The organism is Kineococcus glutinatus (assembly GCF_039542765.1).
GTDB classification, from domain to species: Bacteria; Actinomycetota; Actinomycetes; order Actinomycetales; family Kineococcaceae; genus Kineococcus_A; species Kineococcus_A glutinatus.
The window spans coordinates 1-877 of sequence record NZ_BAABIL010000850.1; the positions used below are offsets into that span (position 1 = coordinate 1).

Annotated in this window: 1 protein-coding gene; it reads right to left on the bottom strand. The window is 81.1% G+C overall.

From position 1 onward, the window contains the following. Positions 1–877: tetratricopeptide repeat protein (locus ABEB16_RS22010; RefSeq protein ID WP_486336003.1), on the bottom strand; the 877-nt coding region annotated here is incomplete at both ends.

The window sequence follows — 877 nt, forward strand, 5'->3', positions numbered from 1 at the left end:
CAGCGGTCAGCAGCGCCCGGGCGTGCGCGGCGTGCGCGGCGACGAGGTCCCCGTCCACCCGGGCGGCCAGGTCCGCCATCAGCGCCGCCACCTCCCCGGCCTGCCCCAGCCGGGCCGCCTGGTGCAGCGCGAGGGCCTCCACGGCGGCCGCACCCCGCTCCCGCGCCGCCCCCGCCACCTCCCGGGCCACCGCCACGGCCGCGTCCGCGGCGCCCTCCGCCCACGCCACCCAGACGCGGGCGATCTCCCGGGGCGCGATGAAGCACGGCTCCGGTGTCACCGCGTACCCGTCCGCCAGCGCCACCCGGGCCCCCTCCGCGTCCCCCCGCGCGGCGGCCACCTCCGCCAGGCACCCCAGGCACCACGCCAGCGAGTGCACCCCGAACAGCGACTGGTCGTGCCGCAGCAGCAGCGCCGCCTCCGTCAGGTGCTGCTCCGCGCCCACCAGGTCCCCGCGCAGCGCGCCCGCCTGGCCCAGCGCCAGCGCCCACAGGGTGCGCAGGTCCGGCGCCCGCTGCTCCAGCGCCGCCGCGTACCGGGTCCGCGCCAGCTCCTCCGCCTCCCCGATCCGCCCCGTGACCCCCAGGGCATAGCAGAGCCCCACGAGCGCCGCCTCGAACACCGCGGGCAGCTCCCGGGCCGCCTCCGCCGCCGTCAGCCCCTCCCCGGTGGCGACGGCGGTGCCCGCGCGGCCCACCTGCGCCCACGCCGACATCGCCACCAGCAGGGCCCGCACCCCGGCCCGCTCGGAGCGGGCGGCCCCGGCCAGCAGCGGCTCCACCGCCGCCAGCGCCTGCGCCGGCTGCCCCCGGCTGAGCGCGATCATCGCGCCCAGGGCGGTCAGCTCGTCGTGCAGCTCCCCGCCGTCGAGGGCGGC